This window comes from Sphingomonas montanisoli, from assembly GCF_008274695.1.
In the GTDB taxonomy this organism is placed as follows: domain Bacteria; phylum Pseudomonadota; class Alphaproteobacteria; order Sphingomonadales; family Sphingomonadaceae; genus Rhizorhabdus; species Rhizorhabdus montanisoli.
In genome coordinates, this window is sequence record NZ_VTOU01000003.1 from 885720 (window position 1) to 907045 (window position 21326).

The following is a 21326-nucleotide window of genomic DNA, read 5'->3' on the forward strand; positions in this document are numbered from 1 at the left end:
GCGGTGCGCAAGAGCCTCCCGATATCCCAGCTTTCGCTGGGACGACGATCATTGTTGGTCCGCCGCCAGTCGCTTCAGCCGGTAGATGAGGTCGAGTGCCTCGCGCGGCGACAGCGCGTCGGCGTCGATCGATTCGACTTCGGCGCGCAACGGATCGGAGACCGGCTCGGGAATTGCCGCCGCCGCGGCAGCGAACAGGGGCAGATCGTCCAGCCCCGCCGCGAGGCCGCCGGTCGCGGCCTTGCCGGCCTCCAGCCGCTTGAGCACGTCGCGCGCACGGCCGAGGACGGCGGGGGGCAGGCCGGCGAGCTTGGCGACCGCGATGCCGTAGCTGCGATCGGCGGGGCCATCGGCGAGTTCGTGGAGCAGGACCAGTTCGCCCTTCCACTCACGCGCACGAACGTGATGGAGCGAGAGCGCATCGAGCCGTTCGGCCAGCCGGGTCAGTTCGTGATAGTGCGTCGCGAACAGGCAACGGCAGCGATTCATGTCGTGCACCGCCTCCACAACCGCCCAGGCGATGGCGAGCCCGTCATAGGTCGAGGTGCCACGCCCGACTTCGTCGAGGATCACGAAGCTGCGTTCGGTCGCCTGCGCGAGGATCGCGGCCGTTTCGACCATTTCGACCATGAAGGTCGATCGGCCACGCGCCAGATTGTCCGACGCGCCGACCCGGCTGAACAGCCGATCGACGATGCCCAATCGCGCGCTCGTCGCCGGCACCGGGCTGCCGGCTTGGGCGAGGATCGCGATGGCGGCATTCTGGCGCAGAAAGGTTGATTTACCGCCCATGTTCGGGCCGGTGACGAGCCAGAGCCGACGGTCTTCGGAAAGGCAGCAGTCATTGGCGACGAAGCGTTCGCCCGACGCCGCGACCGCCGCTTCGACCACCGGATGGCGACCGCCGCGAACGTCGAAGCAATTGTCCGATTCGAACTGTGGGCGGGTCCACCCGCCCTCGATCGCGCGTTCGGCGAGTGCCGAGGCGACGTCGAGCCGGGCAAGCGCGTCTGCGGTGGCGGCGATCTCGGCGGTGCGGGCGAGCGCGGCCTGGGTCAGTTCCTCCAGATGCGCCGCCTCGGCCGCGAGCGCATGCGCCCCCGATTGATCGACGCGCTGCGCCTGTTCGTGGAGTTCGGGGGCGTTGAAGCGGACCACCCCGGCCAACGTCTGGCGATGGGTGAAACCCGAATCGGCCGCCATCAGCGGATCGGCGTGCTTGGCCTGCACCTCGATATGGAAGCCGAGTACGCCATTATGCTTGATGCGCAGCGAGGCGATACCGGTGCGCTGACGATAATCGGCTTCGAGCGCGGCGATCGCGCGCCGCCCCTCGCCGCCCGCACCGCGCAGCGCATCGAGCGCGGCGTCATAGCCCTCGGCGATATAGCCACCCGACGCGGCGTCGATCGGCGGCATCGGCACCAGCGCACGCTTGAGATGATCGACCAGCGCACCGTGGCCCAGGAAGGCCGGTAGCAACTGCCCCAGCAGCGCGGGGCTGGGCTCGATCCGCCGCAGCAGTTCGTGGAGCGCATAGCCTTGGTCGAGCCCGTCGCGGAGCTGCCCGAGATCGCGCGGGCTCCCCCGTCCCGCGACGATGCGGCCGAGCGCGCGACCGATATCGGGCAGCGCACGCAGGGTGCCGCGCATCCGATCGCGCAAGGCCCCATCGCGTTCGAACAGTTCGACCAGATCGAGCCGGTCGACGATCGCCACGACATCGGTGAGCGGCGCCGACAGATCGGCCGCGAGCAGACGGGCGCCCGCGCCCGTCACCGTGCGATCAACCGCGTCGAGCAGACTGCCCTTGCGCGTGCCGGCCTGGCTCTGCGTGATTTCCAGGCTTTCGCGGGTCGCGGCGTCGATCATCATATGATCGGCGATCACGCGACGGCGCGGCGGCTGCAGGAAAGGCAGGCTCCCCTGCCCCGCACGTTCGAGATAGGCGATCAGCGCACCCGCCGCCGCCAGTTCGGGCCGACCGAAGGCGCCGAATCCATCGAGCGTCGCGACGCCCAGCAGGCTTTTCAGCCGCGCCTCACCCTTCAGCGAATCGAAGTTTTCGTGAGGCCAGATGATAGCGCCGTCGGGCGCATCGGTCATCGTCTCCGGAACCAGCAACTCAGCCGGGTCGAGCCGCGCCAGTTCGGCGTCAAGTGCGCCTTCTGGCAATGAGATTACCTCGAACCGCCCCGTCGAGATGTCGGCCGCTGCGATACCATAGCCGCCGCTCACGCTCCCCACCGCGACCAGCCAGTTGGCGGTGCGCGCATCGAGCAGCGATTCCTCGGTCAGCGTGCCCGCCGTCACCACGCGCACGATCGCGCGGCCGACAAGCGCCTTCGATCCCGCGCGCTTCTTGGCCTCGGCCGGGCTTTCGGTCTGTTCGGCCAGCGCGACGCGGTGCCCCGCCTTGATCAGCCGTGCGAGATACATCTCGGCCGAATGGACCGGAACGCCGCACATCGGGATCGGCACGCCTTCATGCTCGCCCCGCGCCGTCAGCGCGATGTCGAGCGCAGCCGCAGCGGCTTTGGCGTCCTCGAAGAACATTTCGAAGAAGTCGCCCATGCGATAGAATAAGAGGCAATCGGGCGCGGACGCCTTCAGCGCCAGATATTGCACCATCATCGGGGTCGGCCCGGCCGCCCCTTCTTTCACATCACCCCGCGCCATTTCCGGCTGATAGCGACTTGTGGGCGGAGCGACCATGCCCCAAAAGGCATGCGCGAACGCGATCGGCCAAAGCCGATCATATGAGGGGCGGGAATATCCGATGAGCGATAGCAAGGTTCAATTTTCGGATCGCGAGGCGCTGCATTTCCATTCGACCGGGCGCCCCGGCAAGATCGAGATCATCGCATCCAAGCCGATGGCGACCCAGCGCGACCTGAGCCTGGCCTATTCGCCCGGCGTCGCCGTTCCCGTCCTCGCGATCGCCGAAGATCCCGCCACCGCCTATGACTATACCGCCAAGGGCAATCTGGTCGCCGTCATCTCGAACGGCACCGCGATCCTGGGCCTGGGCAATCTCGGCGCGCTGGCGTCCAAGCCGGTGATGGAGGGCAAGGCTGTCCTCTTCAAGCGCTTCGCCGACGTCGATTCGATCGACATCGAACTCGACACCGAGGATCCCGACGCGATCATCGCGGCTGTCGCGCTGATGGAGCCGAGCTTTGGCGGCATCAACCTTGAGGACATCAAGGCGCCGGAATGCTTCATCATCGAACAGACGCTGCGCGAACGCATGAACATCCCGGTCATGCACGACGATCAGCACGGCACCGCGATCATCACGGCCGCCGGCCTGATCAACGCCGCGCACCTGACGGGCCGCAAGCTCGACGACATGAAGGTCGTCGTGAACGGCGCGGGCGCCGCCGCGATCGCCTGCACCGCGTTGATCAAGTCGATGGGCGTGCGCCCCGACAACGTCATCATGTGCGATCGTTCGGGCGTGATCTATCAGGGCCGCGAAGGCGGGATGGACCAGTGGAAGTCCGCCCACGCCGCCAAGACCGACCGGCGCACGCTGGCCGAAGCCTTGGTCGGCGCCGACGTGTTCCTGGGCCTGTCGGCCAAGGGTGCGCTCAAGCCCGAAATGATCAAGGATATGGCCGAGCATCCGATCATCTTCGCGATGGCCAATCCCGATCCCGAAATCACCCCGCCGGATGCCAAGGCGGCCCGCCCCGACGCAATCATCGCGACCGGCCGTTCGGACTATCCGAACCAGGTGAACAACGTGCTGGGCTTCCCCTTCATCTTCCGCGGCGCGCTCGACGTGCGCGCAACCGCGATCAACGAGGAGATGAAGATCGCGGCGGCGCAGGCGCTGGCCGAATTGGCGCGCGAGCAGGTGCCCGAGGAAGTCGCCGCCGCCTATGGCGGCACAGCGCCGCGCTTTGGCCGCGACTATATCATCCCTGCGCCGTTCGATCCGCGCCTGATGGAGGTGGTGCCTGCCGCCGTCGCGCAGGCCGCGATGGATACGGGAGTCGCACGCAAGCCGATCCTCGACATGGACGCTTACCGCCAGGGACTGAAGGCGCGCCTCAACCCGACCACGTCGGTGCTGACCAACGCCTATGAAAATGCGCGCGCCCACCCCAAGCGCGTCGTCTTTGCCGAGGCGGAGGAAGAGGTGGTGCTGCGCGCCGCCATCCAGTTCAAGAATCTGGGTTACGGTACCCCCGTCCTCGTCGGCCGCGACGACGTGCCCGATAAGCTCCGCGCGCTGGGTGTCGACGATCCCGAGAGCTTCGAACTGCACAACAGCCGCATCTCGCCGATCGTGCCCAAGATGGTCGACTATCTCTACGAACGGCTCAAGCGCCGCGGCTATCTGCGCCGCGAAGTCGAAGTGCTGGTCAATCAGGATCGTCACATCTTCGGCGCCCTGCTGCTGGCGCTGGGTGAGGCCGACGCGATGGTGACGGGCACGACCCGCTCCTACGGCCAGGTGTTCCGCCAAGTGCGCCGCGTGCTCGATCCGGCCGAGGGCCAGCGCCCGTGCGGTATCCACCTCTTCGTGAGCCAGAACCACACGACCTTCATCGCCGACACCACCGTCAGTGAGCGTCCGTCGGCGAGCGATCTGGCCGACATCGCCGAACAGACCGCCGCCGTGGCGCGCAAGATGGGCCACGAACCGCGCGTCGCCTTCCTGAGCTATTCGACCTTCGGCAACCCCGAGGGCAGCTGGCTGGAATCGATCCGCGGCGCGGTCAACCTGCTCAACGAGCGCGGCGCGAGCTTCGAATATGAAGGCGAAATGGCGCCCGACGCCGCGCTGAACCCCAAGGTGATGGAACTCTATCCGTTCAACCGCCTGTCCGCGCCCGCCAACGTGCTGGTGATGCCGGGCCTGCAATCGGCCAACATCTCGGCCAAGCTGCTGCGCGAGCTGGGCAAGGGCACGATGATCGGCCCGATGCTGGTGGGCATGGAAAAGCCCGTCCAGATCATGACGATGTCGTCGAACGCGAGCGAGATCCTGACGCTGGCAGTGCTCGCAGCTTCGGGTATCGCGAGCTGAGGTTCGATCAGGGCGCCGAGCGTAGATGGATCAGGGGATAAGGACGCCCCTGGCCCGATGAACAGCGCTTCCATATGGGCGTCGTCCATCAGCATGAAGCCGAGCGCCCGATCGCCGGCATCGACGGCCAGCAGCAGCGGCGCGCCGGGCAGAAAGTCGCGCAGTTCATCTTCGATCGCGTCGCGATCTTCGGGCGCGAGGAAATCATGGGTCGCATCGACGGCGTCACGCCAGATGCGCAGCACGGTGTCGCCATCATCGGTCGTCGACCGCCGGATCGCGATTCCGCTCACCGGTGTGCGTCCTCGGCCTGTTCGGTCTTCATCGCGGCGGCGAGCTGATCGACGGTCTGCGGCGTCGCGGGCAACTTCAGGCGGTTCGCGGGCACGTCGACCGTCTCGACCCGATCGAGCAGGAAGCGGCCGCCGACGTCGATCGGCGTGCCCAGCGCGAAGATCGCGCGCGTTTCCGCGATGATCGTCTTGATCGCGGGCCCCACCAGCGGCGCCGCTGGCACCAGCGCCGAGTTCATGAAACGTTCGAGCGCGCGGCCGACGGGCACGAGCGATGCCTCCCGGCTGATCACATAATCGATCGTCTTGGCGGGATCGGAGGTGTCGAGCCCCTTCACATGGTAGATCGTGCCGGTGTGCCCGCCGACGCTGCGCCCGCCATCGGGCGTGAGCTTCAGACCGGTCGCGACCGCAGCAGCATCGGGCGCGCGCAGCAGATCGCCGAAGATCGGGGGCATGATCCGGTCGATCGCGGCGCCCACATCGGCGATATCGGCGACCATCGGCATGCCCTCCTTGTCGCCGATCACATAGAATCGATCGCCGATCATCAGGCCATAATCGCTGCTGTCGGCCTCTCCTATGCGCGCGTCGCCATTGTCGGCGACCTCGATCACGAGCGCGCGGGTCTTGCCCGCATCGAAATAGGTCGCGCGCAGCCCCGCCTCGGCGGGCGCTGCCAGGGCCAGCATCAGAACCAACAATGTCGCGCGCATCGCATCCCTCCCAATCATCGGCCCGGCTTCCCCCAAAGCCCGAAATCGCGCAAGGGGCGGTGATGGCCGTCACCCGCCTCGCGTTGACCGACTTCCGATCGCATGGACGATTGCTGATCGAGCCCGGCACGGGCCTGGTCGTGCTGACCGGCGAGAATGGTGCGGGCAAGACCAACCTGCTTGAGGCACTGTCGCTGCTCGCACCAGGACGCGGCCTGCGCGGTGTGGCGCTGTCGGATATGGCGCGAACCGACGGACCGGGCGGCTTTGCGGTAGCCGCGCGGCTGGTCGATAGCACCGGCGAGCCGATCGACATCGGCACCGGCACCGAACCACAGGCGCCAGATCGGCGCATCGTGCGGATCAACGGCGCGCCAACAGCGGCGAACACACTTGCCGAATGGCTGTCACTGGTCTGGCTGACGCCGGCGATGGACCGGCTGTTCGTCGATACGCCGGGCGGGCGACGGCGCTTCCTCGACCGGCTCGTCCTCGCACTCGATCCCGCCCATGCCGCGCACGCCACGCGCTACGAGGCGGCGGTACGCGATCGCAACCGCCTGCTGGGCGAAGAGACACCCCCCGATCCGGTCTGGCTCGACGCGCTGGAGGCCGCGATGGCCGAGCATGGCGATGCCGTCGCTCAGGCACGCGCACACATGGTGGTGGCGCTGAACGCTCGGATCGCCGCCGAACCCGAAGGGCCGTTCGCGCGCCCGACGCTCGACATTGGCGGGTGGAACGGTAGCGATCTTGCCAGCGAACTGCGCCAGGGACGTGGACGCGATCGCGCGGCGGGACGCACGCTGAGCGGACCGCACCGCAGCGACCTGATCGTCACCCACGCCGCCAAGGGCCAGCCTGCCGCGCGCAGCTCGACCGGCGAGCAGAAGGCACTGCTGCTCAGCCTGATCCTCGCCCATGCCGATCTGGTCGCCGAGCGGAAAGGCGCGCGACCGATCCTGCTGCTCGACGAGGTCGCCGCGCATCTCGATCCCGGCCGCCGCGCCGCTTTGTTCGATCGGTTGGCAGCCGGCGGCGGGCAGATCTGGATGACCGGGACGGAGCCCGCACTGTTCGAAGGCGCCGACGCCTGGCGGATGAGCCTGCCGTGAAGGCCAGACGCCCATTTCGCTTTAGTTTTGCGGCGTCATTTCCTATATAATCGGCATGTCAGAGAACGAACCCCAGAAGACCGAAAATCCCAACAGCTATGGCGCAGACTCGATCAAGGTCCTCAAGGGCCTCGACGCGGTCCGCAAGCGCCCTGGAATGTATATCGGTGACACCGACGACGGATCTGGCCTCCACCACATGGTGTTCGAGGTCAGCGACAACGCGATCGACGAGGCGCTGGCCGGCCATTGCGACCGGATCGTCATCACGCTGAACCCCGACGGATCGGTCTCGGTCGAGGATAACGGACGCGGCATCCCGACCGGCATCCATGCCGAGGAAGGGGTTTCGGCGGCCGAGGTCATCATGACCCAGCTTCACGCCGGAGGTAAGTTCGACAACACCAATGACGCGAATGCCTACAAGGTCTCGGGTGGCCTCCACGGCGTCGGCGTGTCGGTGGTCAACGCGCTCAGCGATGTGCTCGATCTCACGATCTGGCGTGACGGCGAAGAGCATAATATGCAGTTCCGTCGCGGCGATGCGGTCGCGCCACTCAAGGTCACCGGCCCCGCGCCGCTAAACGATGCCGGGGTGCCCAAGAAGGGTACCAAGGTCACCTTCCTGCCATCGGCCGACACCTTCAAGATCACCGAGTTCGATTTCGAGAAGCTTGAGCATCGCTATCGCGAACTCGCCTTCCTCAATTCGGGCGTGCGGCTGTTCCTGGTCGACGGGCGCCATTCGGAACCGAATGAGATCGAGCTGTTCTACGAAGGCGGCATCGCGGCGTTCGTTCGCTATCTCGATCGCGCGAAGACCGCGTTGATGCCCGATCCGGTCGCGATCAACGGACAGCGCGACGATGTCGGCATCGACGTCGCGCTGGAATGGAACGACAGCTATTATGAGCAGGTCCTCTGCTTCACCAACAACATCCCGCAGCGCGATGGCGGCACGCATCTGGCGGCTTTCCGCGCGGCGCTGACCCGCACGATCAACAATTATGCGGACAAGTCGGGCCTGCTGAAGAAAGAGAAGGTCACTCTTACCGGCGACGACATGCGCGAAGGGTTGACCGCGATCGTCTCGGTCAAGCTGCCCGATCCGAAGTTCAGCAGCCAGACCAAGGACAAGCTCGTCTCGTCGGAGGTTCGCCAGCCGCTCGAAAGCCTGATGGCCGACAAGCTGGCCGAATGGCTTGAGGAGAATCCGGCGCATGGCCGCTCGATCGTCCAGAAGGTGATCGACGCCGCCGCCGCGCGCGAAGCGGCCAAGAAGGCGCGCGAGCTGACCCGGCGCAAGGGCGTGATGGACATCGCCTCGCTGCCCGGCAAGCTCGCCGACTGCCAGGAGCGCGATCCCAGCAAGTGCGAACTGTTCCTCGTCGAGGGTGACTCGGCCGGCGGTTCTGCCAAGCAGGGCCGCAATCGGGAAAATCAGGCGATCCTGCCGCTGAAGGGCAAGATTCTGAACGTCGAGCGCGCGCGCTTCGATCGCATGCTCTCGTCCAAGGAGGTCGGTACGCTCATCCAGGCGATGGGCACCGGCATCGGCCGCGACGATTTCAACCTGGAAAAGCTGCGCTACCACAAGATCGTCATCATGACGGACGCCGACGTCGACGGCGCGCATATCCGCACGCTGCTGCTGACCTTCTTCTATCGCCACATGCGACCGATCATCGAAGCGGGGCATCTCTATATCGCCCAGCCGCCACTTTATAAGGTCGCGAAGGGCCGGTCCGAGGTGTACCTGAAAGACGGCGCGGCGATGGACGCCTATCTGGTCGATGCAGGTCTCAACGCGATGATCCTCGAAAGCGCCACCGGTGCGCGATCGGGTGAGGATCTGCGCGGGCTGGTCGACCATGCCCGGCGCATGTCGACGCTGATGGGCTATGTGCCGCGACGCTACAATCTGGCGGTGGTCGAGGCGCTGGCACTGACCGGCGCGCTCGATCCGACATTGCCGGTTGCGCAACGCGCGCAGGCCGTGGCCCTTGCCGCCGAATGGCAGGGCCGTGCCGATCTCGAGGCGCAGTGGAGCGGCGAGGTGACGACCGAGGGCGGCTATCACTTCAAGCGGCTGTGGCGCGGCGTCACCGATCACCACATCGTCGACGCGGCCTTCGTGGGATCGACCGAGGCACGCAAGCTCCACACGCTCGCCAGCGAACAGGCCGAATCCTATGCGCAGGTCGCGCGTCTCGTTTCGACCAAGGCGGCTGAGGCCGCGGCGTCGGACGATGACGAGCCTGTCGCCCCGACCAAGGGCACGGCAGTGACGCGTCCGTCCGAACTACTCGAGGCGATCTTTGCGGCGGGCCGCAAGGGCCTGTCGATCGCGCGCTACAAGGGGCTGGGCGAAATGAACGCCGAGCAATTGTGGGAAACCACGCTCGACCCCGCCAACCGATCGATGCTGAAGGTCGAAGTCACGCAGGCCGACATGGCCGATGAGATCTTCACCCGGCTGATGGGCGACGTGGTCGAACCGCGCCGCGAGTTCATTCAGCAGAACGCGCTGTCGGTGGCTAATCTGGACGTTTGATGCCTCCTCTTCACCGTTCGTGTCGAGCGGAGTCGAGACAGGTTTCCGCGCGCCAAGCCGACGTATCTCGACGGAGTTTATCCAGAGCGACGCCGCAGGCGTCGTCGAAGGGCTCGATACGAACGGGATGGGATAACTGATGTCGGTCCGTATCCTGGTCGATGCCGATGCCTGCCCGGTGAAGGACGAGATCTACAAGGTCGCGTGGCGCCATGAGGTGCCGGTGACGATCGTCAGCAACCAGCATCTGCGCGTCCCCGTCCATCCGCTGATCGCGCGCGAGGTGGTGAGCGACGGATTCGATGCGGCCGACGACTGGATCGCCGAACGCGCGGACGCCAAGGCGATCGTCGTCACCGCCGACATATTGCTCGCCGACCGCTGCCTGAAGGCGGGGGCGACATTGCTGTCGCCGACCGGCAAGCCCTTCACGCTGCAATCTATCGGTGCGCAGGTGGCGACGCGCGCGATCATGGCCGATCTTCGCGCTGGCGCAGTCGGCGATGCGATCGGCGGGCCGGCGCCCTTTTCCAAAGTCGATCGATCGCGCTTCCTGTCGGCCCTGGATGAAGCGATCATCAGGCTGCGGCGGGCGTCCTGACGATCACGTTCTGCAGCTGCAGATAATCCATCTTGCCCAGCGGCACGCCCTTCATCCGCATGATCGCGTAGGCCATTGATGCGTGAAAGAAGAAGTTCGGGAAGACGAAGCTGGCGAGGAAATCTTCAGCCGAAAAGCGCAGTTCGGCCCCCGGCAGCTTGACCAGAACTTCGGTGCCCGCCTTGGCATCGACGGTGGCCGCATCGACCGTGTCGAGATAGTCGATCGTGCGCTGAATCCGCCCGCGCAGGTCGGCGAAGCTCGCTTCGGTGTCCGCCATAGAGGGCGGTTCACCACCCGATAGCCGGCCGCCTGCGCCCTTCGCCGCGTCGCTCGCGATCTGATATTGGCGGGTCAGCGGGTGCATGTCGGGCGCGAGCCGCGCATCGAGCAATTCGCCTTCCGCCAGGCCAGTTTCGGCACACCAGGCGACGCCCTTGTCGAGGCAGGCGATCATGTTGACGAGGCCACGACGAAGCACCGGTATCGACAGCGTGTAGAGCGACATGAAGGCATATCCCCGATAATGTGATTTGACCGCCATCGGCCATCGGGCACGCCTCGTTGTCAAGCGTCGGAAACCCGTGGCTCTCCCCAGCCGTATCTCTATGCTGGCGGATATATGGCCGGCCTGGATCATCTTTTGGAATATGGCGCCTGGGCCATCGCGCTCGGCGCAGGTTTCGAGGGCGAGACAGCGGCGATTGCGGGCGGGGTGATGGCGCATCGCGGGATACTGACCCCAGTCGAAGCCTGGCTCGCGATCGCCTTCGGCGCCTTTACCGCCGACGAATTGTTCTTCCTGCTCGGCCGCCGCTTTCGCGATCGCCCGTTCGTCCAGCGTGCGCGGCAGAAACCCGCCTTCGCCAAGGCGATCGGCTTCGTCGAACGTTATCCGAACGCCTACGTCCTGCTGTTCCGTTTTCTCTACGGGTTGCGGATGGTCAGCCCCATCGCGATCGGCCTCACGCAGATGCGCTGGCGGCGCTTTGCCACGCTCAACGTCATCGCGGCCCTGATCTGGTCGGCGATCTTCGTGACGATCGGCTATCTGTTTGGTCCGGCGGTCGATCGGCTTCTCGCCAGCCTCGCGCCGTACAAGACCGAACTGATGATCGCCTTCCCGATCCCTGGCACCTGTTTCCTGATCTGGCTGTGGTGGCGCAAGCGACGCGCGCGAAAGCGCGCCGCTCTGGTCTCAATCGAAGCGGAAGCCTGAGATCGAGGCTTCGAGCACGCGCTCGCCATAGATCTGCGTGCCCACGCCCGATGCGGCGCCGGCGGCGACCATCATCGGCAGCAGATGCTCCTCACGCGGATGCGCGATCCGGGCGGCGGGCGCGCGGCTCCATTCGATCAGGCGGGCACGCCGCTCGGCGGGATCAGCGGCGGCCTCGACCAGCCAGTCGTCGAACTGCTTCGACGGGTCATTCGCCTGAGCGCGCCCGTAAAGGCGCAAGTCGTGAAAGCTCATCCCCGCGCCAACGATCAGCACACCTTCATCACGTAGGGGCGCAAGCGCCGCCCCGGAATCGAAGACGAGCGCGGGATCGAGATCCTTGTCGAGCGACATTTCGACCACCGGCACGTCCGCATCCGGAAAGGCGACCTTGAGCGGAACGAACACACCATGATCGAGCCCGCGTTCGGGATCGACCGCCGCATCGAACCCCGCCGCGCTCAACAGGCCAGCCGCGCGCGCCGCAAGATCGGGATCGCCCGGCGCGGGATAGGTCAGCTGATAAGTGTGCGGCGGGAAGTTATAATAGTCGAAGATCAAGGGCGGCCGAGCATTTCCCGTGAAGCGGAAACCGCGCGTCTCCCAATGGCCCGACACGATCAAGATCGCGCGCGGCTTGTCGGCCAAGGTCGCGGGCAGATCGCGCAGGAACGCCTCCATGCCCGTCCAGACGCCCTTGGGATCGTCCATGAAGAAGCAGGGGCCGCCGCCATGCGGGATGTAGAAGGTGGGCTGTCGCATGACGGCTAGATCGTGACGGGGCCGACTGCTTTCAATCCATCCACGCCGTTCGTGTCGAGCGAAGTCGAGACATGTTCACGCACGCTCAGCAAACATGTCTCGACTTCGCTCGACATGAACGGGAGTGGTGAGGTCAGCTAGGCCCGATCGCCCCGTCGATCAGCGTCTTCGCCTTGTCCCCGCTCCAGTCCATCGCGCCCAGCACGCGCCACTGTTCCTTGCCCGCCGCGTCGAAGAACACCGTGGTCGGCAGCGTCTCTGTCTGGAACGCCTGCATCAGGACATTCTGGGGATCGAGATAGGGCTTGAGCGTCTTGAGCTTTTCCTTCGCGAAGAAGGGCCCGACCAGCTTCTGCCCCTCAAGATCCTGGCTGACGACGATCAGCTGAAAGCGGCTGTCGCTGCCCGCGAGTTTCTCCAACGTCGGCATCTCGGCGATGCACGGCCCGCACCATGTCGCCCACAGGTTGACCATCAGCGGCTTGCCGCGAAATGCGGTCAGCGTAGCGGGGCCGCCGGCGGGTGCGACGAACGGAATGGCGGACATATCGGTGCCGCGCTTCGAAATATCGACCTTGCCGACCTGTTCGGGTGGGATGGCCGCTTGCGGCTGTTCGGCCGGCTTAGTATCGCAAGCCGCCAGCGAAAGCGCGAGGAGACAGGCGATTACCGGCCGTACCGACGATGCCAACACGATGTGGGGCGGGCGTTTCGCCGAAGGCCCGGCTGCGGTCATGCGCGAAATCAACGCCTCGATCCCTTTCGACAAGCGACTGTGGCGGCAGGACATAGCGGGTTCGAAAGCCCATGTCGCCATGCTCGGCAAGCAGGGAATCGTCAGCACGGCGGATGCCGAGACGATCACCGGCGGGCTCGCTACGATCGAAAGCGAATATGCCGAACGCGGCGTTCCGGTCGATCTGGCGCTCGAAGACATCCACATGGTCACCGAGACCCGGCTGGCCGAGTTGATCGGCCCCGCCGCCGGCCGGCTGCACACCGCGCGCAGCCGCAACGATCAGGTCGCGACCGATTTCAAATTGTGGGTGCGCGATGCGATCGATTCGGTCGAGGCGGGCCTGAAGGCGCTCCAGACCGTACTCGTCACCCGCGCGGGTGAACACGCCGCCAGCGTGATGCCGGGCTTCACCCACCTGCAGGTCGCCCAGCCGGTGACGCTCGGCCATCACCTGATGGCTTATTATGAGATGATCGGGCGGGACCGCAGCCGCTTCGCCGATGCGCGCGCGCGGCTCAATCGCTGCCCCCTCGGTTCAGCGGCGCTGGCCGGCACGGGCTTTCCGATCGATCGGCAGATGACGGCGGCGGCGCTCGGCTTCGACGCGCCGACCGACAATTCGCTCGATTCGGTCAGCGATCGTGACTTCGCACTCGATTATCTGATGGCGGCGACGCAGGCGTCGCTGCACCTGTCGCGCCTCGCCGAAGAATTCATCATCTGGGCGAGCCAGCCTTATGCCTTCGTCTCGCTGCCCGACAGCTATTCGACCGGCAGTTCGATCATGCCGCAGAAGCGCAATCCCGACGCGGCCGAACTGGTGCGCGGCCATTCGGGGCGGATCGCCGGCTGCATGATGGCGCTGACGATGACGATGAAGGGCCTGCCGCTCGCTTATTCGAAGGACATGCAGGACGATAAGCCGCCGGTGTTCGAGGCGCACGATCTGCTCGCGCTCTCGATCGCGGCGATGACCGGCATGGTCGAGAAGGTCACCTTCAACACATCCCGGCTTCGCCAGGCGGCCGAAGCCGGCTTCTCCACCGCGACCGACCTTGCCGACTGGCTGGTGCGTGTGGCGGACGTGCCGTTTCGCGAGGCGCATCACATCACCGGCACTGCGGTAAAGCTGGCGGAGCGCGAAGGCGTGGCGCTCGACAAGCTCCCGATCGAAGCACTCAAGGCGATCGATGCGCGGATCGACGATCGCGTCTATCAGGCACTGTCGGTCGACGCATCGGTCGCCAGCCGCCGCAGCCATGGTGGCACAGCGCCCGATCAGGTGCGGGAACGCATCGCACAAGCCAAGGCAGTATTGGGGATCGACGCATGAAGACCCGCATCGCCCTTATGTCCCTGGCGGTCGCGCTCGCCGGTTGCGGCCAGCGTGAGGCGCTGAAGCCGAAGGTCGGCCAAAGCCTTCCGCAGAAACCCGCGACTGCCGCCGTCCAGCCGACCGTTCCGCAGCTGCTGACGCCCGGCATCGACACGCGGCCTCGCCGCACCGACGATCTTCTCACCCGGTCGGAGGAACGCCCCGACGACCGGTTCGACCTGCCCCCTCCCGGCTGAGTTTTCCCAATGGACCATTTCGATATCAAGGACGGCGTCCTCCACGCCGAAGACGTGGCGCTGCCCGAAATCGCGGCTGCGGTGGGCACGCCCGTCTATGTCTATTCGAGCGCGACGATCGAGCGGCATGCGCGCGTCTTTCTAGACGCCGTCGCCGACGTCGAATCGGTGCCTGAGAAGCCGCTGGTCGCCTTTGCGGTGAAATCCAATCCCAACCGCGCGGTGCTCGCCATTCTCGCGAAGATGGGTCTTGGCGCCGACGTGGTTTCGGGCGGCGAACTGCTGCGTGCGCGTGCGGCAGGGATTCCGGCCGATCGCATCGTCTTTTCCGGCGTCGGCAAGACCGCCGAGGAGATGAAGCTGGCGCTGCGCGAGGGCATTTTCCAGTTCAACGTCGAATCCGAGCCCGAGGCCGAGATGCTGAGCGCGGTGGCGATCGAGCTGGGCGTGACCGCCCCGATCGCCTTCCGCATCAACCCCAATGTCGTCGCGGGCACCCACGCCAAGATCTCGACCGGAGGCTCCGAAGACAAATTCGGCGTCGCTTATGATCGCGCGATGGCGGCCTATGCCCGTGCCGCCGAACTTCCGGGCGTCGCCGTGCGTGGCGTCGCTGTCCATATCGGCAGCCAGCTGACGAACCTCGATCCGTCGCGCGCCGCATTCGAAAAGGTCGGCGTTCTGATCGCCGAGCTGCGCGCGGCGGGCCATGATATCGTCACCGCCGATCTCGGCGGCGGCCTGGGCGTGCCTTACGATCCTGCCAAGCCCACGCCCCCCCTGCCCGACGTCTATGGCGCGATGGTGCGCGAGGTGACGGCGGGGTGGAACGTGCGCCTGCTGTTCGAACCCGGCCGTGTGATCGTCGGCAATGCCGGCGTGCTGCTGTCCAAGGTCATCCGCGTGAAGCCGGGCGTCACCGATCCGTTCGTGATCGTCGATGCGGCGATGAACGATCTGATGCGGCCAAGCCTTTACGACGCCTATCACGAGGTGCGGAACGTCACGCCCGACGGCGGGCGGATGACGGCGCATATTGTCGGGCCGATCTGCGAATCGGGCGATACCTTCGCCAAGAACCGCGAGATGGACGGTGTGGAGGCTGACGACCTCGTCACCTTCATGACCGCAGGCGCCTATGGCGCGACGATGGCAAATACCTATAATTCCCGCGCATTGACGCCCGAAGTGCTGGTTTCCGGTAACAAATGGGCGCTAGTCCGGGAGAGGCAGCCGATCGAAAGCCTGATCGCGGCAGATAAGCTGCCGCCCTGGTTGTAGGAGCAAGCATGAAGCCCGTACGCAAGGCCATCTTCCCCGTCGCCGGTTTCGGCACCCGCTTTCTTCCCGCCACCAAGGCCGTCCCCAAGGAGATGCTGCCCGTCGTCGATCGGCCGCTGATCCAATATGCTGTCGACGAGGCGAAGGCTGCGGGGATCGAGCAGATGATCTTCGTGACGGGGCGCAACAAGGGCGCGATCGAGGACTATTTCGATCGCGCCTTCGAGATCGAGACCGACCTTGCCGCCAAGGGCAAGCAGAGCTTCATCGACCTGCTCGAAACCACCCGCCTCGCCCCCGGCAAGGCCGCCTTCGTGCGACAGCAGCAGATGCTGGGCCTGGGCCATGCCGTCGCATGCGCGCGGTCTTTGGTCGGTGACGAGCCGTTCGCGGTGCTCCTGCCCGACGAGCTTCTGTGGAATCCGGCCTCACCCTGCCTGATGCAGATGACCGAGACCTATGAGAAAAAGGGCGGCAATGTCGTCGCGGTGCTCGAAGTGGCCGCCGACCAGACCCACAAATATGGCATCGTCGATCCGGGCGCGCAGGATGGTCGTGCGACCGAGATCAAGCGGATGGTGGAAAAGCCCGCGCAGGGCACCGCGCCGTCCAACCTAGCACTCGTCGGTCGCTACATCCTGCAGCCCGAAATCTTCGACCTGCTCGACAAGGGCGAGCGTGGTGCGGGCGGCGAAATCCAGCTGACCGACGCGATGGAAAAGTTGATCGGCGTCCAGCCGTTCCACGCCCAGACCTTCGACGGCACCCGCCACGATTGCGGCGACAATGCCGGCTTCATCCAGGCGAACATCGCGCTGGCGCTGGAGCGGCCCGAAATTGCGGGCTCGATCCGGGCGTTCATCGCCAACCTTTGACGCCGCCTATCCGCTCGTCATTGCGACCCCGGACTTGATCCGGGGGAAGCAATCCAGTCCGCAGTTCGGAGTGGATTGCTTCGTCGCCGCAAGCGGCTCCTCGCAATGACGAGTTAGGGCGTCAGGCGAACTGCTCGGTCGACACCATCGACTGCATCGCCGCCGTGTAGCGGCTGCCTGAAACGGTGGTCTGGTTGATGAGTGCATCGAGTTCGGCCAGCCGCGCGTCGGACAGCGTGACGTCGTGCGCGCGCATATTCTCCTCCATATGCGCGGCGTTGGTGGTACCAGGGATGGTAACGATCGCGGGATCGCGTGCGAGCACCCAGGCAATGGCGAGTTGCGCGATCGTACAACCCTGATCGGAGGCGACTGCACGAAACCGATCGAGCAGCACCAGATTGGCGGCAAGGTTCGGCGCATTAAAGCGCGGCATCGGGCCACGCATGTCGCCCTGTTCATAGGTCGTCGTCGCATCGACCGCCCCGGCCAGAAAGCCGCGCCCGACCGGCGAGAAGGATACGAAGGTCACGCCCAGCTCGCGGCACGTGTCGAGCAGGGCGATCTCCGGATTGCGCGTCCACAGCGAATACTCGGTCTGGATCGCGGCAATCGGATGCGTCGCATGCGCGCGGCGCAGCAGGTCCGATGAAATCTCCGACACACCGATCGATCGGATCTTGCCCGCCTCGACACCGCGGGCGAGCGCGCCGATCGACTCCTCGATCGGCACGTTGGGATCGAGCCGGTGGAGATAATAGAGATCGATATGGTCGACGCCGAGCCGGTCAAGCGACTGATCGAGCGTCAGCGCGATCCCTTCGGGCGTGCCGTCGATCGCGCGGCCGCCCTCGCGCGTCGCGCCGAGCGCGCATTTGGAAGCTAGCGTGAATTCGTCGCGGCGATGGCGCAGCGCCTTGCCCACCAGCCGCTCGTTCGCGCCCATGCCGTAGGCCGCGGCGGTGTCGAGGAAGTCATAACCGATATCGATCGCGTGATTGAGCGCGGCGATCGCACTCGCCTCATCGGGCCGCCCGCCATAGCCGTGGCTGAACCCCATGCAACCGACACCAATCGGATTGATTTCGAACTGTCCGACCTTGCGTGTTTCCACCATTCTCGACTCCGTCACTAGACAATCCCTGCCCTCCCGTCCTGCACCGCTTGGCAAAATCTGTCACGCGCGTAACAAGGCATCGGATGCACAGCCTGCCGATCTTCGTTGCACTGAAAGGCCGCCCGGTCATCCTGATCGGCTCCGGCCCCGCTGCCGATACCAAGCGCCGCCTGCTCGAACGGGCCGGCGCGACGATCGTCGGCGAGGATGCGACCGCGGCGCTGGCGATCGTCGCGGATGGCGACGAAGCTGCCGCGGCACGGCTTCAGGCGCGGGGCGTTCTGGTCAACGTGACCGACCGGCCCGAACTGTGCGATTTCACGCTGCCGGCCATCGTCGACCGTGATCCCGTGCTGATCGCGATCGGCACCGGTGGCGCATCGGCGGGGCTGGCGAAGGCGCTGCGGCAACGGATCGAAAGCCTGCTGCCGACGACGCTGGGCACGCTTGCGACCGCCCTCCATGCGGCTCGCCCGCGCATCCGCGCGCGATGGCCTGCGGCGGACGATCGACGCCACGCAATCGACGCCGCGTTGGCGGGGCCACTCGATCCGCTAGGCGACACTGGCGATGTCGATACCTGGCTCCAGGCGCCTGTCGCGATTGCCGAAACCGGGCTTGTCCACCTGCGTCCGCGCTCGGCCGACCCCGACGATCTGACGCTGCGCGAGGCGCGGTTGCTGGGCCGCGCCGACCGGATCTACCACCGATCCGACGCACCCGCCGCGATCCTCGATCGCGCGCGCGCCGATGCCGAACGCATAATCTGCGTCACGCCGCCCGCCACGCTGCCAGTAGGTTTGTCGATCGATCTGGAGATTCTATAGTGGGAACCGGCACTTGGCACATCGGCAATCAACCCGATCTGTGCTGGACCCACCTCGACGGGCGCGATCCCGAATCGGTCGAGTGGCTCGATGCGCAGGATCTGCCGCTGACGGCGCGGATCGCACTGATGGCGGTCGAGACCCGCCCGCGCTGCCAGCCGCTCGAACAAGGCACGCTGATCAACCTGCGCGGTCTGAGGAAAGTGCAGGACGAGGAGGGAGACGCGCTCGTCTCGATCCGCGTCTGGGCGGAGAAGGGGCGCGTGATTTCGGTCAGCTTCCGCCAGCTCGCGGGGCTCGACGAGCTGTGCGAACATGCGAGCCATCAGGATTATAAGGACCCCGGCGACCTGATCGCGGCGATCGCGATCATGATCACCAGGCAGCTCGATCCCGTCGTCGCCGATCTGGGCGACAAGATCGACGATTGCGAACTCGGGCTCGATGGCGAACGCGCCTACGAACTGCGTCGCGAGATCACCAAGGCGCGGTCGGAAGCGATCAGCTATCGCCGCTTCATCGTGCCGCAGCGCCAGGCGCTGGAGACGATGAGCACGCTGCAGACCGCCTGGATCGAGGATGACGATCGCATCCACATCCGCGAAGCCGCCGATCGCTTCGCACGCATGGCCGAAGAACTGGAAGCGGTGCGCGAGCGATCGGCGCTGCTCCACGAACAGATTACCGATCTGCGCGCCGAAAAGATCGATCGCCGGTCGCTGGCGATCGCAGTGGTCGCGATGATCTTCCTGCCGCTAACCTTTGTCACCGGTCTGCTGGGCATGAACGTCGACGGCATACCCTATGCCCACCATCCCTACAGCTTCTGGGTGGTGACGGCGTTCTGCGTGTTCGTCGGCGTCAGCGTGACTGCCTATTTCGTGATCCGGAACTGGTTCAGGGGCTAGAGCGGCTGCGGCGTCCAGCCCTTGCCTTCTGGGAGCGGCGCGAAGACGGCGTCGATCATCTCGTCGGTGACCGCCTCTGACGTCGGCGGGCGCCATTGGGGATGGCCGGTCTTGTCAATGAGCAGCGCGCGGACGCCCTCCGCAAAGTCCTGCGAGACCGCGACGCGCGACGCGAGCCGATATTCGAGCGCCATTTCCGCCGCGAAATCGGGCAAGGTCGCCGCCTCCTTCAACAGGCGCAGGCTGATCTTGCACGACGACGGCGATTTGTGGCTGAGCGTCTCCAACTCCTTGGTCGCCCAGTCGGACGGATCTTCGGCGAGCGCGGCGAGGATGTCCTCGTAGCGCGGCAGACCGAACAGGCGGTTGATCCGCTCGCGATTGCCGAGAATGCGCGCGGCAGGCGGGTCGATCGAGGCGTCGGCGAGGATCACGTCGATATCGCCGGGCTCGGCGGCGATCGCGGCCTTCACGTCGCTCAGCGTTTCCGACGGCAGATAGTGGGTGGCGAGGCCGAGCGCCAAACACTCCGCCCCGTCGAGCCGCGCGCCCGTGAGCGCGAGGAAAGCGCCCGTCGCACCGGGCAATTGCGACAGATACCAGCCGCCGCCCACATCGGGGAACAGGCCGATCGTCGTTTCAGGCATAGCAAGACCCGTATTTTCGGTCGCGATCCGATAGCGCGCGGGGGCCGAAATGCCGACGCCACCGCCCATCGTCACCCCGTCCATGAACGCGACGATCGGCTTGGGATAGGTGAACATCAGGTGGTTGAGCCGATATTCCGTATGGAAGAAGGCGCGCGCATCCTCGCCATCCGCATCGCCTTCCGCCACCAGCCAACGCACGTCGCCGCCGGCGCAGAAGCCGCGGCCCTCACCATGATCGACGATCACCGTCGTCACCTGGACATCGCCGATCCATTCGACGAGCTGGTCGAGCATCGCCTGGCACATTTCGAGGTTGAGCGCGTGAATCGCCTTGGGCCGGGTCAGGCTGATCCGCCCGACGCCCCCTTCCACCGCGAAGTGCACCAGATCGGTCATGCCCTGTCCCCAAAAAGCGCAGTGCCAACGCGGACATGCGTCGCGCCCAGCATCACCGCAGTTTCGAAATCGCCCGACATGCCCATGCTGAGCCCGGTCAGATCATGGCGCTTCGCCAGCTTGGCGAGCAGAGCGAAATAGGGCGCCGGCTCGGTATCGAGCGGCGGCACCGCCATCAATCCCACCACCGGCAGGCCCGCGTCGCGCGCGCGGCCGAGGATGACCGGCAGATCGTCGATCCCGCAGCCGCCTTTCTGATCCTCGGCGCCGATATTGACCTGAATGAAGCAATCGGGGCGCTTTTCCGCCGCGTCCATCGCCTTGGCCAAAGCCTCGATCAGCGAGGGGCGATCGACCGAATGGATCGCATCGAACAGGGCCACCGCCTCGCGCGCCTTGTTCGACTGGAGCTGGCCGATCAGGTGGAGGCGCACGGCGTCGCGGGGCAGGCCGGGCCATTTCTCCTCGGCTTCCTGCACGCGATTCTCGCCGAAGCTGGCCTGGCCTTCGTCGATCAGCGGGCGGATCGCTGCAGCAGGCTTGGTCTTCGAAACGGCGATGAGTTCGATGTCGGCGGCTTTGCGCCCCGCAATTTCGGCCACCTGCGCAATGCGCGCGCGGATATCGGCCAACGGGCTGGTGTCGATCGCGATCATGTCG

At 65.8% G+C, this 21326-nt stretch carries 20 protein-coding genes; 12 read left to right on the top strand and 8 right to left on the bottom strand.

All coding sequences use genetic code 11. The features are described 5' to 3' along the window. Positions 1-48: 48 nt before the first annotated feature. Entirely contained in the window at positions 49-2634 is a 2586-nt protein-coding gene (gene mutS, locus FYJ91_RS15515; protein ID WP_181008549.1) for a DNA mismatch repair protein MutS, read from the bottom strand. A gap of 145 nt (positions 2635-2779) precedes the next feature. On the opposite strand from mutS, the gene FYJ91_RS15520 reads away from it, so the two are divergent. Then, positions 2780-5041, top strand: coding sequence for an NADP-dependent malic enzyme (locus FYJ91_RS15520; RefSeq protein WP_149523152.1), 2262 nt, complete (start codon positions 2780-2782; stop codon positions 5039-5041). Positions 5042-5115: 74 nt separating this feature from the next. Continuing rightward, entirely contained in the window at positions 5116-5382 is a 267-nt protein-coding gene (locus FYJ91_RS20695) for a hypothetical protein (protein WP_181008532.1), read from the top strand. On the opposite strand, the gene FYJ91_RS15530 is transcribed toward FYJ91_RS20695, so the two are convergent. Then, positions 5331-6050: a hypothetical protein gene (locus tag FYJ91_RS15530; protein ID WP_246152654.1), complete on the bottom strand. Its 720-nt coding sequence runs from the start codon at positions 6048-6050 to the stop codon at positions 5331-5333. The genes FYJ91_RS20695 and FYJ91_RS15530 overlap by 52 nt on opposite strands. Positions 6051-6112: 62 nt before the next feature. On the opposite strand from FYJ91_RS15530, the gene recF reads away from it, so the two are divergent. From recF to FYJ91_RS15545, 3 genes are all read left to right on the top strand, one after another. Then, the gene (gene recF / locus FYJ91_RS15535) at positions 6113-7165 is read left to right on the top strand and encodes a DNA replication/repair protein RecF (protein ID WP_149523153.1); all 1053 of its coding nucleotides are present in this window, start codon (positions 6113-6115) and stop codon (positions 7163-7165) included. A gap of 55 nt (positions 7166-7220) precedes the next feature. After that, positions 7221-9719 carry a DNA topoisomerase (ATP-hydrolyzing) subunit B gene (gene gyrB, locus FYJ91_RS15540; protein WP_149523154.1) on the top strand — a complete coding sequence of 833 codons (2499 nt, stop codon included), beginning with the start codon at positions 7221-7223 and terminating at the stop codon, positions 9717-9719. A 139-nt stretch (positions 9720-9858) separates the two neighbouring features. Next, the gene (locus FYJ91_RS15545; protein WP_149523155.1) at positions 9859-10320 is read left to right on the top strand and encodes a YaiI/YqxD family protein; all 462 of its coding nucleotides are present in this window, start codon (positions 9859-9861) and stop codon (positions 10318-10320) included. On the opposite strand, the gene FYJ91_RS15550 is transcribed toward FYJ91_RS15545, so the two are convergent. Beyond that, positions 10298-10864 (bottom strand): DUF1993 domain-containing protein, encoded by a 567-nt coding sequence (locus tag FYJ91_RS15550; RefSeq protein ID WP_219822605.1) that lies wholly within the window; start codon positions 10862-10864, stop codon positions 10298-10300. The genes FYJ91_RS15545 and FYJ91_RS15550 overlap by 23 nt on opposite strands. A gap of 78 nt (positions 10865-10942) precedes the next feature. Between FYJ91_RS15550 and FYJ91_RS15555 the strand changes: the two genes are divergently transcribed. Next, positions 10943-11539, top strand: coding sequence for a DedA family protein (locus tag FYJ91_RS15555; RefSeq protein WP_149523156.1), 597 nt, complete (start codon positions 10943-10945; stop codon positions 11537-11539). On the opposite strand, the gene FYJ91_RS15560 is transcribed toward FYJ91_RS15555, so the two are convergent. Further along, entirely contained in the window at positions 11519-12301 is a 783-nt protein-coding gene (locus tag FYJ91_RS15560) for a DODA-type extradiol aromatic ring-opening family dioxygenase (RefSeq protein WP_149523157.1), read from the bottom strand. The two genes, FYJ91_RS15555 and FYJ91_RS15560, sit on opposite strands and share 21 nt — an antisense overlap. 133 nt (positions 12302-12434) lie before the next feature. After that, positions 12435-13037 carry a TlpA family protein disulfide reductase gene (locus FYJ91_RS15565; protein WP_149523158.1) on the bottom strand — a complete coding sequence of 201 codons (603 nt, stop codon included), beginning with the start codon at positions 13035-13037 and terminating at the stop codon, positions 12435-12437. Here FYJ91_RS15565 and argH point away from each other — a divergent pair. From argH to galU, 4 genes are read left to right on the top strand one after another with little or no spacing between them, the layout of a single operon-like run. Continuing rightward, positions 12997-14373, top strand: coding sequence for an argininosuccinate lyase (gene argH, locus FYJ91_RS15570; protein WP_149523159.1), 1377 nt, complete (start codon positions 12997-12999; stop codon positions 14371-14373). The genes FYJ91_RS15565 and argH overlap by 41 nt on opposite strands. Continuing rightward, positions 14370-14612: a flagellar basal body L-ring protein FlgH gene (locus FYJ91_RS15575; protein ID WP_149523160.1), complete on the top strand. Its 243-nt coding sequence runs from the start codon at positions 14370-14372 to the stop codon at positions 14610-14612. Before argH ends, FYJ91_RS15575 begins: the two co-directional genes overlap by 4 nt. A 9-nt stretch (positions 14613-14621) precedes the next feature. Beyond that, positions 14622-15893 carry a diaminopimelate decarboxylase gene (gene lysA, locus FYJ91_RS15580; RefSeq protein WP_149523161.1) on the top strand — a complete coding sequence of 424 codons (1272 nt, stop codon included), beginning with the start codon at positions 14622-14624 and terminating at the stop codon, positions 15891-15893. Positions 15894-15901: 8 nt separating this feature from the next. Then, positions 15902-16768: a UTP--glucose-1-phosphate uridylyltransferase GalU gene (galU, locus tag FYJ91_RS15585; protein ID WP_149523162.1), complete on the top strand. Its 867-nt coding sequence runs from the start codon at positions 15902-15904 to the stop codon at positions 16766-16768. A 121-nt stretch (positions 16769-16889) separates the two neighbouring features. Here galU and FYJ91_RS15590 read toward each other — a convergent pair whose 3' ends face one another. Further along, on the bottom strand, positions 16890-17885 hold the full coding sequence (locus tag FYJ91_RS15590) for an aldo/keto reductase (protein ID WP_149523163.1): 996 nt from the start codon (positions 17883-17885) through the stop codon (positions 16890-16892). Between the two features lie 83 nt (positions 17886-17968). Here FYJ91_RS15590 and FYJ91_RS15595 point away from each other — a divergent pair, with 83 nt between their 5' ends. Together FYJ91_RS15595 and FYJ91_RS15600 are read left to right on the top strand one after the other, a co-directional pair. Continuing rightward, on the top strand, positions 17969-18712 hold the full coding sequence (locus tag FYJ91_RS15595) for a precorrin-2 dehydrogenase/sirohydrochlorin ferrochelatase family protein (RefSeq protein WP_149523164.1): 744 nt from the start codon (positions 17969-17971) through the stop codon (positions 18710-18712). Beyond that, positions 18712-19620: a zinc transporter ZntB gene (locus FYJ91_RS15600; RefSeq protein WP_246152655.1), complete on the top strand. Its 909-nt coding sequence runs from the start codon at positions 18712-18714 to the stop codon at positions 19618-19620. The genes FYJ91_RS15595 and FYJ91_RS15600 overlap by 1 nt, the downstream gene beginning before the upstream one ends. Here FYJ91_RS15600 and FYJ91_RS15605 read toward each other — a convergent pair. Then, complete coding sequence (locus tag FYJ91_RS15605; RefSeq protein ID WP_149523165.1) at positions 19617-20666, bottom strand: enoyl-CoA hydratase/isomerase family protein; 1050 nt, start codon at positions 20664-20666, stop codon at positions 19617-19619. The genes FYJ91_RS15600 and FYJ91_RS15605 overlap by 4 nt on opposite strands. Then, positions 20663-21322, bottom strand: coding sequence for a YggS family pyridoxal phosphate-dependent enzyme (locus FYJ91_RS15610; protein WP_149523401.1), 660 nt, complete (start codon positions 21320-21322; stop codon positions 20663-20665). The genes FYJ91_RS15605 and FYJ91_RS15610 overlap by 4 nt, the downstream gene beginning before the upstream one ends. Positions 21323-21326: the final 4 nt, after the last annotated feature.

Coding starts and splice junctions, on each gene's coding strand:
- FYJ91_RS20695 (WP_181008532.1), top strand. CDS start 5,116: ATGGGCGTCGTCCATCAGCATGAAGCCGAGCGCCCGATCGCCGGCATC.
- FYJ91_RS15605 (WP_149523165.1), bottom strand. CDS start 20,666: ATGACCGATCTGGTGCACTTCGCGGTGGAAGGGGGCGTCGGGCGGATC.
- lysA (WP_149523161.1), top strand. CDS start 14,622: ATGGACCATTTCGATATCAAGGACGGCGTCCTCCACGCCGAAGACGTG.
- FYJ91_RS15610 (WP_149523401.1), bottom strand. CDS start 21,322: ATGATCGCGATCGACACCAGCCCGTTGGCCGATATCCGCGCGCGCATT.
- mutS (WP_181008549.1), bottom strand. CDS start 2,634: ATGATGGTGCAATATCTGGCGCTGAAGGCGTCCGCGCCCGATTGCCTC.
- FYJ91_RS15590 (WP_149523163.1), bottom strand. CDS start 17,885: ATGGTGGAAACACGCAAGGTCGGACAGTTCGAAATCAATCCGATTGGT.
- FYJ91_RS15595 (WP_149523164.1), top strand. CDS start 17,969: ATGCACAGCCTGCCGATCTTCGTTGCACTGAAAGGCCGCCCGGTCATC.
- gyrB (WP_149523154.1), top strand. CDS start 7,221: ATGTCAGAGAACGAACCCCAGAAGACCGAAAATCCCAACAGCTATGGC.
- argH (WP_149523159.1), top strand. CDS start 12,997: ATGTGGGGCGGGCGTTTCGCCGAAGGCCCGGCTGCGGTCATGCGCGAA.
- FYJ91_RS15550 (WP_219822605.1), bottom strand. CDS start 10,864: ATGGCGGTCAAATCACATTATCGGGGATATGCCTTCATGTCGCTCTAC.
- recF (WP_149523153.1), top strand. CDS start 6,113: ATGGCCGTCACCCGCCTCGCGTTGACCGACTTCCGATCGCATGGACGA.
- FYJ91_RS15520 (WP_149523152.1), top strand. CDS start 2,780: ATGAGCGATAGCAAGGTTCAATTTTCGGATCGCGAGGCGCTGCATTTC.
- FYJ91_RS15575 (WP_149523160.1), top strand. CDS start 14,370: ATGAAGACCCGCATCGCCCTTATGTCCCTGGCGGTCGCGCTCGCCGGT.
- FYJ91_RS15565 (WP_149523158.1), bottom strand. CDS start 13,037: ATGACCGCAGCCGGGCCTTCGGCGAAACGCCCGCCCCACATCGTGTTG.
- FYJ91_RS15560 (WP_149523157.1), bottom strand. CDS start 12,301: ATGCGACAGCCCACCTTCTACATCCCGCATGGCGGCGGCCCCTGCTTC.
- FYJ91_RS15545 (WP_149523155.1), top strand. CDS start 9,859: ATGTCGGTCCGTATCCTGGTCGATGCCGATGCCTGCCCGGTGAAGGAC.
- FYJ91_RS15555 (WP_149523156.1), top strand. CDS start 10,943: ATGGCCGGCCTGGATCATCTTTTGGAATATGGCGCCTGGGCCATCGCG.
- FYJ91_RS15530 (WP_246152654.1), bottom strand. CDS start 6,050: ATGCGCGCGACATTGTTGGTTCTGATGCTGGCCCTGGCAGCGCCCGCC.
- galU (WP_149523162.1), top strand. CDS start 15,902: ATGAAGCCCGTACGCAAGGCCATCTTCCCCGTCGCCGGTTTCGGCACC.